At 35.2% G+C, this 10555-nt stretch carries 11 protein-coding genes, 1 other RNA gene and 3 pseudogenes; 6 read left to right on the top strand and 9 right to left on the bottom strand.

All coding sequences use genetic code 11. The annotated features are described in order from the left end of the window. The 3 genes and pseudogenes from ACIPNH_RS00985 to ACIPNH_RS00975 all read left to right on the top strand — a co-directional run. Positions 1-113 (top strand): annotated as a pseudogene (locus ACIPNH_RS00985) (J domain-containing protein); the annotation flags it as partial. A gap of 104 nt (positions 114-217) precedes the next feature. Next, a complete protein-coding gene (locus ACIPNH_RS00980; protein WP_264723950.1) occupies positions 218-1447 on the top strand; it encodes a cytochrome b in 1230 nt (409 codons plus the stop codon). A gap of 347 nt (positions 1448-1794) precedes the next feature. After that, positions 1795-2553, top strand: a complete 759-nt coding sequence (locus ACIPNH_RS00975) for a cytochrome c1 (protein ID WP_400771053.1) — start codon at positions 1795-1797, stop codon at positions 2551-2553. 138 nt (positions 2554-2691) lie between these two features. Here ACIPNH_RS00975 and ACIPNH_RS06725 read toward each other — a convergent pair. Beyond that, positions 2692-2790: pseudogene (locus ACIPNH_RS06725) on the bottom strand (IS5 family transposase); the annotation flags it as partial. A gap of 47 nt (positions 2791-2837) precedes the next feature. Between ACIPNH_RS06725 and ACIPNH_RS00970 the strand changes: the two are divergent. Both ACIPNH_RS00970 and truA read left to right on the top strand, forming a co-directional pair. Further along, a pseudogene (locus ACIPNH_RS00970) lies at positions 2838-2960 on the top strand (IS630 transposase-related protein); the annotation flags it as partial. A 71-nt stretch (positions 2961-3031) separates the two neighbouring features. After that, positions 3032-3769 carry a tRNA pseudouridine(38-40) synthase TruA gene (gene truA, locus ACIPNH_RS00965; RefSeq protein ID WP_264723949.1) on the top strand — a complete coding sequence of 246 codons (738 nt, stop codon included), beginning with the start codon at positions 3032-3034 and terminating at the stop codon, positions 3767-3769. A gap of 79 nt (positions 3770-3848) precedes the next feature. Here truA and dnaN read toward each other — a convergent pair whose 3' ends face one another. The 8 genes from dnaN to ffs form a co-directional block, all read right to left on the bottom strand. Beyond that, entirely contained in the window at positions 3849-5006 is a 1158-nt protein-coding gene (gene dnaN / locus ACIPNH_RS00960; protein ID WP_038199350.1) for a DNA polymerase III subunit beta, read from the bottom strand. A gap of 123 nt (positions 5007-5129) precedes the next feature. Then, a complete protein-coding gene (locus ACIPNH_RS00955) occupies positions 5130-5627 on the bottom strand; it encodes an invasion associated locus B family protein (RefSeq protein WP_264723947.1) in 498 nt (165 codons plus the stop codon). Beyond that, a complete protein-coding gene (locus tag ACIPNH_RS00950) occupies positions 5620-6513 on the bottom strand; it encodes an RNA polymerase factor sigma-32 (RefSeq protein WP_264723946.1) in 894 nt (297 codons plus the stop codon). The genes ACIPNH_RS00955 and ACIPNH_RS00950 overlap by 8 nt, the downstream gene beginning before the upstream one ends. Before the next feature lie 138 nt (positions 6514-6651). After that, on the bottom strand, positions 6652-6780 hold the full coding sequence (locus ACIPNH_RS00945; RefSeq protein ID WP_255407348.1) for a hypothetical protein: 129 nt from the start codon (positions 6778-6780) through the stop codon (positions 6652-6654). A 51-nt stretch (positions 6781-6831) separates the two neighbouring features. After that, positions 6832-7518, bottom strand: coding sequence for an acyloxyacyl hydrolase (locus tag ACIPNH_RS00940; RefSeq protein ID WP_400771046.1), 687 nt, complete (start codon positions 7516-7518; stop codon positions 6832-6834). A 589-nt stretch (positions 7519-8107) separates the two neighbouring features. After that, positions 8108-8440, bottom strand: coding sequence for a YbaB/EbfC family nucleoid-associated protein (locus ACIPNH_RS00935; RefSeq protein ID WP_010963017.1), 333 nt, complete (start codon positions 8438-8440; stop codon positions 8108-8110). 3 nt (positions 8441-8443) lie between these two features. Then, positions 8444-10045 (bottom strand): DNA polymerase III subunit gamma/tau, encoded by a 1602-nt coding sequence (dnaX, locus tag ACIPNH_RS00930; protein ID WP_400771043.1) that lies wholly within the window; start codon positions 10043-10045, stop codon positions 8444-8446. A 15-nt stretch (positions 10046-10060) separates the two neighbouring features. Continuing rightward, positions 10061-10160, bottom strand: an RNA gene (gene ffs, locus ACIPNH_RS00925) — signal recognition particle sRNA small type. Between the two features lie 58 nt (positions 10161-10218). Between ffs and ACIPNH_RS00920 the strand changes: the two genes are divergently transcribed. After that, on the top strand, positions 10219-10524 hold the full coding sequence (locus ACIPNH_RS00920; RefSeq protein WP_400771041.1) for a WPE palindromic element domain-containing protein: 306 nt from the start codon (positions 10219-10221) through the stop codon (positions 10522-10524). Positions 10525-10555: the final 31 nt, after the last annotated feature.

Genomic DNA, 10555 nt, shown 5'->3' with positions numbered 1-10555 from the left:
AAATCAATAAAGCATATCAAAATTTAATGAAATTAGTTCACCCAGATAAGGGAGGCTCGGAATATTTTGCACAAAAGTTAAACGCAGCACGTGACAGGTTGCTGAAGAGGTAATTAATATTGCTTTAAAGTTTTTATTTGTGCGTAAAGGATAAGTTGCTACAATAAAAAAATAAGATAAAAGTAGCAATCGACATGTGTTCAGAAAGGTTTAAGTTATGCAGGAAGATAACAAAAAAGAAGTAATAAAAGAAGAAAAAGGCATATTAGGGTGGATAGAATATAGACTGCCTATATTTTCTTTTCTAAAACACACCGCTTCTTATCAAGTACCAAAAAACTTAAATTATGCTTGGAACTTTGGCTCTTTGGCTGGTATAGCGCTAATTTTACAAATAATAACAGGTATATTTCTTGCTATGCACTACACTCCGCATGTTGATTATGCGTTTAATAGTGTAGAGCGCATAATGCGGGATGTGAATTACGGGTGGTTAATACGCTACACTCACGCTGTTGGAGCATCACTTTTCTTTATGGTAGTTTATATTCATATAATGCGTGGATTATATTACGGATCTTACAAGAGACCACGAGAGATGGTGTGGTTTGTTGGTATATTTATATTTTTTGCAATGATGGCAACTGCCTTTATGGGATATGTTCTTCCCTGGGGACAAATGAGTTTCTGGGGTGCAACAGTTATAACCAACTTATTTTCTGCTATACCTTTAGTTGGCAATAAAATAGTTATATGGTTATGGGGTGGTTTTTCCGTTGATAATCCAACTCTTAACCGTTTTTTCGCTCTGCATTATCTTCTGCCTTTTGTTATTATTGCTTTAGCTATGCTTCATGTGATAGCTCTGCATAGGTTTGGCTCTGGTAACCCAAGTGGAGTGGAGGTAAAATCAGATAAGGATACCATTCCTCTCTATCCTTATTATATAGTCAAGGATTGCATAACTTTTGGTCTATTTTTTGTAGTTTTGTTCGCATTTGTTTTCTATGCTCCTAATTATCTTGGACATCCAGACAATTATATAGAAGCTGACTCTATGGTCACTCCGGTACATATAGTGCCAGAGTGGTATTTTTTACCTTTTTATGCAATGCTACGTTCAATTCCAGATAAACTTACTGGTGTGCTTACCATGTTTGCATCTATTTTAGTGTGGTTTTTGTTACCTTGGCTTGATAGATCAAAAGTTAAAAGTGGTGCTTATCGCCCGGTATTCAAGAAATTTTTTTGGGTTTTTGCAATAAATTTTGCACTTCTTGCCTGGCTTGGAGGACAAGAGGTGAAAGAGCCTTACATTACTATGAGTAGGCTATCTACTCTTTATTACTTTGCATACTTTGTGATAGTTTTACCACTGCTTAGTAAGTATGAAAAGCCAAAAGAACCACCAAAAACCTTAAGTGATTCTGTGCCGGAGATGAGGTGATGTCAATTCAAAGCAGATCTCTTACAAAATTCTCTGTCATCCCAGAGCCCTCTTTTGTCATCCCAGTGCTTGACACTGGGATCCAGAAAAAAAATAAATGGATTCCAGCATCATGTACACAATTGTATGAACGTTGTATACAACACACAGTGTCATTCCACTATCTTCCGTTGTCATCCCAGTGCTTGACACTGGGATCCAGGTATAAAAATACTTACAAATCATGCAATGGACAACAGATTCTAGGAGTGCATGATAACCATAATGTCAGTGATGAAATAAGCTGGATTCCAGTGTCAGCTACTTGCATGACATCAATTCGAAATTTACTAAAACAGTGGTTATGCATGGGATCTAATGTATTTGCAATCTTCTGCATGTTATTTCTATCTAGTCTTATATCTGCAGAAGAATTTAAATCATCACCAAATAAGAAAATAGACTGGAAATTTGATGGAATTGTCGGATCTTTCGATAGAGAGTCAATTCAGCGTGGCTATAAAGTGTATAAAGAAGTCTGTGCTGCTTGTCATTCAATGAATAGGGTAGCATTTCGTAATTTGCAAGATGTCGGTTTTTCTGAAGAAGATGTAAAACAAATAGCAGCTTCTTATCAAGTTAAAGATGGTCCGAATGATTTGGGTGAAATGTTTGACAGACCTGGAGTACCTTCGGATTATTTTATTGCGCCTTTTGATACAAAAGAAGCAGCTGCAGTAAGCAACAATGGTGCAGTCCCACCAGACTTATCATTAATTATTAAAGCAAGGCATGATGGTGCAAATTATGTCTATTCATTGTTAACAGGCTATCAAAACGGCGAACACGATGAAAATGATTTATATTTTAATTCGTATTTTCCAACAGGCAGATTAGCTATGGCGCCACCACTTTCTGAAGGAATGGTGGAATATGATGGTGCAAGGCAAGCCACAGTTGAAAATATGGCGTATGATGTGATAAATTTTTTACAGTGGGCGGCAGAGCCAGAATTAGAGCACCGGCATAAGCTTGGATTAAAAGTAGTGGCGTATTTTATAATTTTAACAGTGTTTTTTGTATTAACTAACAACAAAGTTTGGAGCAAGCTCTATAAAAAGAAGTGATAGTCAATTTTGCCTCAAGCACAATGGTTGTCATCCAAGTAGCTAACACTGGTTCCTTTATGACGGTGTCATCCGAGTAGCTGACACTGGGATGGCTTTGTCGCATCATACCTTATACGGTAATAATTTACGATAAATTCATGTAGCCATTTCGAATTTAGCCATACCAATGTCAGTAAATTTATTAAGCAAATAGCACTTAATGAACAGTTCTTTTTCACGATTTATAGCTCTTTTCATAGAAGTCCGGATGTGATAAGGATAGATAATGATAAGGAGGTTGAATGCCAGCAGCATATAGTTATGATTTAAGAAAAAAAGCAATGGAGGCGCTAGACGAAGGAGAAAGCAGAGAAGCAGTGGCAGCAAGATTTAAGATTGGACGAACTACTTTATGGGAGTGGCAGCACTGTAGGCTTGACCATAAATTATGTTAAGATAGAAAATGACTATTTTAGATAGAGCTTGATGTAATGCAGTGCGATACAAAATAACGGTAGAATATAATGGTAGTAGTTTCTCTGGTTGGCAAAAACAGCAACACTCTGCTAACTCAATCCAGGAGAAGATAGAAAATGCTATATTTAATTTTAGTGGTGAGAAAATTGCCTTGTACTGTGGTGGCAGGACTGATGCAGGGGTTCATGCTTTAGGACAAGTTGCTCATTTTGATATGGAAAAGGAATTTGAGCTTTATAGAATAAGAAACGCAATAAATTATCATTTAAAATCAATTCCTATAGTCGTGCTCAATGTAGAAGTTGTAGATGATGCGTTTCACGCACGGTTTTCAGCAAAAAAAAGATATTACGAATACAGAATAGTTAATCGCTATGCTCCTGCCGCTCTGGAGACAGGTTATGTATGGCAAGTGTTTAGTCCACTTGATGTAAATATTATGCGTGAAGCTGCTAAACATCTACTTGGAAAATATGACCTTTCAAGTTTCCGTTCAAAAGATTGTCACGCCGCAAATCCGATCAGAACAATTGATGATATCGATATAGTACAAAACGGGAATCATATACACATCAAAATATCTGCTATTTCCTTTTTACATAACCAAGTGAGGATTATTGCGGGTACTTTAGTTGAATTTGGAAAAAATAGAACCAATCCGCAAGAAATGCTAAATATATTAAACCAATGCAAAAGAAGTGCCGCTGGAGTTACTGCACCACCTTTTGGCTTATATTTGGTAAAGATAGATTACTAATTTAATAAAAGCTAGTGAAATAAGTGCCATACCGCCACGGTATCTCCAGATTCCGCTAACAAGCAGCGAGATGACGAGTTTAAGTTCTCATTGGCATTACTACATATAATGCACTTGAATCGTCTTCATCAGTGATAATTGTAGCACTATTACCATCGGCTAAGCTAAACTTACATTTATTTTTTATGCAGGATAGAACATCAAGTAAATAACGCGAGTTGAACCCTATTTCTATAGGGGCTTCATTGTAGTCCACTTCTATGGATTCAGTTGCATCACTGCACTCTTGGGAGTTTGAATGCAGAGTTAGCAGCTTTTCTTGTAGTGAGAATTTAATGGATTTTACTTTATCAGATACAACAACGGAAACTCGATCTATAACGTCTGAAAGTTTTTTACTTTCAATAATCATATGCTTATCTTGAGATGCTGGAATAACTGCTTTATAATTTGGAAAAGTTCCATCTATTAATTTTGATATTAGAATATATTCACCGCATGTAAACTTGATTTTTCTGTCTGAGAGTTTTACTTTAATTTCATTACAATCGTCCAATATTTTTAACAGCTCCATAACAGTTTTACGTGGAATGATCACACCAAATTCGCCATTGATGTTCCCAGGCTTTGGCCTCTTTATACATGATAAACGATGGCCATCAGTTGCAACGCAGTACAGAAATTGCTCATCTGTATGTAGATATATTCCATTTAAATTATACCTTGTATCATCTAGTGATACAGCAAATTTTGTTTTAGTTAATAAGTCTATCAGGTCTGTATTTAGTAGAGTAAAATCATGTTTATAATTGTCTTCTTCAAGAGCAGGAAAGCTGCTTGAAACTACATTCGGTAAAGAAAAGTTTGCATTTCCGCAAGACATCAATAATTTTCCTTGATTGTTTACTTCAAAATTGACATCCAAATCAGCGGGTAACTTCTTCACTATGTCATGTAAAGTATGCGCTGAAATTTTTACTTCTCCTTCTGTTAATACGGTTGCAGCAAGTGAGGCAAACATTGAAATGTCAAGATCAGTTGCCATTAATTTTATGCTGCCGTGTTGTGCTTTGATATTTATACACGCCAAAACATCTATTGCATTACGCCTTTCAACCACTCCACTTACTCTGGATAATGTATTTAAAAGACTTGTGCGGCTCACGCTAAAACGCATCTGCTCGCACACAGAATTTTGCTTTTTGATTTCTGTATCTACACCTGCAACCTCTGACATTGCTAACTCTCAAAAATATATTTTAAATGATATCCACATCCCATATAAAGTAAAGTGCTATTTATATTTCCATTGAAAGAGTAGTCTAGTTTATACTATAGCTGGGTATTCTGTTACAATAATTTACTTTGTATGGCATAAATCATGCATTTTTTGATACGCTTTTTGAAAACCAAGTAGGGAATAAGTATCATCAATGGTCACTGTTTTTGTTTTTCCATTAACTACCATTGATAATCCCTGCTTCATTTTTAGAATGAGATCTTGATCTATTTTTGTATGCTCTGCCCACGCAAAACTTCCCTGTATTATGGGCAGTGTATATTTAATTTTTTTGTCGATATTGAGAGCTACAGGCTCCTTATCATACTGAAAACCAGAGGTAACGCTTACCTCATCTGCTTTTTTATCAACATAACTAATCATTACATACGGCTTGCGATTGGTTGTATAATATTCGCTTTTTTTTTTAGGATAGGATACAATATAACATACTTTCTCTCCATCTTCCAATGCAGTATACACGAGCCAATCTTTATATTTTTCCTTCAATTGTACATCACTAACCGATGCAAAAGCGCCTATCGAAAAAAATATTAGAAATATAAAAAAACTACGCATGCAAACCAAATTTCAAACTTTCAGATTGTATATATCGTTTTACCTTAGCCATCGCCTGCTCAGCCAACTGCCTTATTCTTTCTCTTGAAACACAATACTTTTTACTAAGTTCATCCAGAGTTTGAATGTTTTCAGACAAATATCTACTGATAAAAATGTCTCTTGCCCTTTCGTTGAGGCTCGCTAGTGCATTGTTTAAAATTGTTTCTTTTAATTCTTTTTCTTCATGATTCTGATAGGTTACTTCTTGACTGACCAAGTTACATGGGATCATATCTTGTAACTCCCTTTTAGAGTCATCACCTATTTTTATGCAATCGTTTAGCGACTGATCCTTACAAGCCAAACGGTAATTCATTTGTATAACATCTCCTTCGGATACAGAAAGCTCATTAGATATTGCTTTTATTTCTTCATTATTTAAAGTTTCTCTGTTTGTATACTGTAAAATTCTTTTTTTTATTTTACGTAAACTAAAAAATAATCTTCTTTGTGCTTGCGTTGTGCCTATTTTCACAAATGACCAAGATTTCAATATAAAGTCTTTTATTGAAGCTTCAATCCACCACACTGCATAAGTTGAAAAACGAAACCCTAAATCAGGATTAAACTTTTTTACTGCATGCATTAAACCCATATTCCCTTCCATGACCAGGTCCATCAACAATAGTCCATAATTTTTGAATTTCATTGCAATTTTCACTACCAAATTCAAATGGCTGGTAATCAATTTATGAGCAGAAGAAATATCCTTGTATTGGTTCCAATTTTTTGCTAGTTGTACTTCTTCCTCTTGAGACAGCATGGGAAATTTTCGCACCCTAGCAATATATTGCATGAGATTGGTTCTGCTATCGACACATAAGCTTGCCATTGGGGTCAACATAACAACTTAAATTAAAACTTCATGCATATAATATATTGATTTTCCAGCAAAAATTCAAGCTTTGATTTGAAAAAAGTACAAATTTTCCATCTAATTTCTTGGAGACAGTAGGCCGCAGTGTTAGCTAATTGGATAACATTATGTAACTTTAGATGATATTCTACCAGTACAATGGTAAACGTTATAGCTTAAACACATAGCAAATAGTGTTATTCCAGTGCCTTGACACTGGAATCCACATTTCTTTTTTCTAGATCCCAGTGTCATGCTACTTGAATGACAAGAAAAAACCCACTGGGATAACAAGACTGAGATAGACTAAAAATTAAACGCTACTCCAGCTTCTGCACCAACAGTGCTGTAAAGGACTGTATGTCCTCCTTTGTCTTTCTCACCACCGCTTTTATCGAAATTAGCACCATAAGAACCGAAATAACGAGCTCCAGCATAAAGTTTGACTTCTGGAGTTACATCATAACTAACACCAGCTTTTACTTGACCAGCAAAACCAAATTTACTTTTTTGATCATTCACAGCGTCTTTCAAAGGAGTGCTAATATACGCTGCACCAACACCAACACCAACATATGGAGTGATAGGCATATCTTCAATTGCTATATCGTAATAAACGTTAACTAGCCCTGAAATTGCTGTTACACTGTCTGCAATAGTATCTGGCGTAAATCTTGCATCTGTAACATTATTTTTGTTTAGGTATGAATAAACTCCTTCAACATCAACCCTGATGTCGTCCATTTTGTAACCAAACGCACCACCACCAGCTAGAAAAGACGCTTTTAATGGACTGTAATCACTATTGTCTTTCTTATAGGTAATACCATCAACTTTTGTGAAAAGAGGTAAAATTTCACCGTTGTATTGCAAACGAATATAGTAACTAGTTTCTTCATCACTTATTGGACCAACAGGATCTGAAAAAGCAGAGCTTGATAAACTTAGCAACGTTGCTAAAGCGGCTGCTGAAAAAAACTTTTTATAATGCATAATTGTCCTCGTAAAAAAATTAAAATTCCACTTTAGCAGTCTAAGTAACAACTAAAGTTAAGTCAAGTGCTAACTTAATAACACAAAATATTCTACATTTTAACTAATTTTTAGGAGAAGACAAAGATTTTATTAATGAATAAATACGACTTTTGATTTTTTGGTATAGCTAACACAGGTAAGATTTACTATCGAAAGACCTCGTCATCTCGCTGCTTGTTAGCGGATGAGAAATCTACAACTGTACGAACATTGCAATTTGGGCCTACCAGGAGGGCAATGCCTCTTATCCAAGTACCATCTTCTTGTCATCCCAGTCTGGGATCCAGGAATTTTATTAAGTTGGTAAGCATAAAAGTAGCCGTTTTATGTTAAAACACAATGTTCTTGATGAGATTACGGCAAGGCTGGATTCCAGACTGGAATGACATCGTTTACTATGTGCCATATTGCAATGTTTGTACAGTTGTGGAATGAATCACGGTATGACGTAGGGCTATGCTAGTATAGGTACATTATATGAAGAAGTACTAGCGTTGGGAATATTAGAAAAAAAATACTTACACTAAAAGAAACTTCAGTAGTAAATTCAAAAAGGAAGTTTAAACCCAGATGGTAAACCCATCATACCTGCAAGATCAGAAGTTGCATTCGCCATATCTTCTTCTGCTTTTTTAACGGCATCATTAAACGCTGCTGTTACTAAATCCTCTACTATATCTTTTTCCTCATTTCTCATAAGTTCTAAGTCTATGTTCACTTTTTTAGCTTTATAGCTACCTATTTTTATGACTTCCACTAATACAGAAACTTTGCCACCACCAGAAATACCTTGAAACTCTTTTCCAACATATTTTTCTTGAGCTTCTGCAAGCTTTTTTTGCATCTCTTGCGCTTGTTTCATTATTTGACTAAAATCCACAACTTACTCCTTATTTTCTATATTAACTACTTTTGCACCTTTAAACGTGTCAAGGATATCCTTAACTGCAGGTGCATAATTTAAATTACTCACTTCCCTGTTTATATAACCTGTATCAACTGCAATAACCCACTCTTGCTGGGTTACCTGGTTTAAGTAATTTTTTAAATCATTGCAAAAATTACTATCCAACTTAGATACAGCTTTTAATTTTAAATATCCAGGTTTACAATCTATTAATTGTAGATTATTACACAGTTGTTTGTAAAGATAAATTTGGTTACTTCGCCTTAATAGTTGCAAAATCTTATCAAAATCGTAATTTTGTTGTTTATTTTCCACATGGATCCCAGTGTCACGCACTGGGATGACAGAGTGGGGTTGTTGTTTACTTTCCACATATTTTTTTGGATCCGAGTAGTCAGCTACTTGGATGACAGAGGGGAAAGGTGCAACAGGTCTGCCCTGTCTATTTCCTTGCTCTACATTCTGTGAAAGAACTTTTTTGATCACCTGTTCCGGAGAAGGCAGATCAGAAAGATAACAGAGGCTAATTAACATCATTTCAGCAGCAACATCGTTGCATGTTGAAGTTTTTATATCTTGAATACCTTTAAGCAACATCTTCCACAATCTCGAAAAAAATATTAAAGATCTCTTTATACTTAAATCTTTTGTCCTATTCTTTTCATGCTCTGTAACTGCATTATCAATCTCTTTTGTAATCAAAAAACGGCATACTAACTGAATTGTTTGCAATAGACCTTCAAAAATACTAAGTGGGTTTGCTGTTTTTACCGCCTTGTCAAACACTGATAGAGCTTTCTGTAAATCACCTTCTAATATTGCCCCTAATAGATCGAATATAATATCTTTATCCACTAGGCCAAGTATGTCTGTCACATTTTTAGTGGATATTGCACCATCTTTGCTATATAGCACTGCTTGATTCATCAAAAACAAGGCGTTACGCATTGAATTTCCAGAGTGTCGTGCAATTAATTCTAATGCTCCCTTTTCAATGGAATAACTCTCTTTTTGTGCAACATCATTTAAACGTTCCACTATTTTAGCTACAGGAATGTTGTGTAAATCAAATCTTTGACAACGTGCAATAATAGTTATTGGTATCTTTTTTATTTCCGTAGTTGCTAAAATGAACTTTACACTAGATGGTGGCTCTTCTAGGGTTTTAAGTAATGCGTTAAATGCACTGCTAGATAGCATGTGTACTTCATCTATAATGTAGACTTTGAATTTAGAGCTTATAGGTGAATAGCAAATATCTCCCAGGATTACTTTAATATCGTCAATGCTAGTGTGACTTGCTGCATCGATTTCAATTACATCTGGATGGCTTGAATTTTTTATTGCTAGACAATTTTCACATAATCCGCAAGGTTCAAAAATTGGCCCCAGGGAACAATTCAAACATAAAGCTATTATCCTTGCAGTGGTGGTTTTACCAACTCCACTACTACCAGAGAGCAGTATAGATTGTGGGATTTTGTTTAAAATAAAAGCATTTTCTAATACACGCACTAATATATCTTGACCTACTAGATCTTTGAAGCTACTAGGACGATGTTTTAATGCTATATTCATAGCCTCGGATAAAACAAATAATGAAATAGGTATGCAACCCAAAAAGGTTCTGATATGGCTGCTTCATTTCTGATCTGACCAAATTACAGAGTTTTTGCCTGCATACCTTATAAAATATTATACTTTTTTTTTTATTTAGCAAGGTATATCCTATATTAGCTCTATAATTTGATATGTTAAATTTTTTACAGTGCTATTTTGAAGTAAATAAAAAGTTAGTTGTCATGCAAGTCACTACAAGATTGTCACTCCAATGTTTATTTATGTCATTTCAGCGCTTATTTATGTCATCCCAGTGCCTAGGCATACAGCTGTATGAATGTTGTGATATAAGAGCAATTTTTACCGAAAAGGATGTCATCCCAGTGCTTGACTACTTGGATCCAGAAAACTTAACTGTAAATGAGCGCACTAGGCAATTGTATAACAAGAACTGGATTCCAGTGGGCTTTGTTGCATCACACTTTATGAGATGGTGATTTATGGTAAATTCATGTAACTATCTCAAAT

It is taken from the genome of Wolbachia endosymbiont of Drosophila barbarae (genome assembly GCF_044752445.1).
Classification (GTDB): Bacteria; Pseudomonadota; Alphaproteobacteria; order Rickettsiales; family Anaplasmataceae; genus Wolbachia; species Wolbachia pipientis.
Note: the sequence above shows the minus strand (reverse complement) of the source record. Positions and strands in the feature narration are given on the sequence as shown.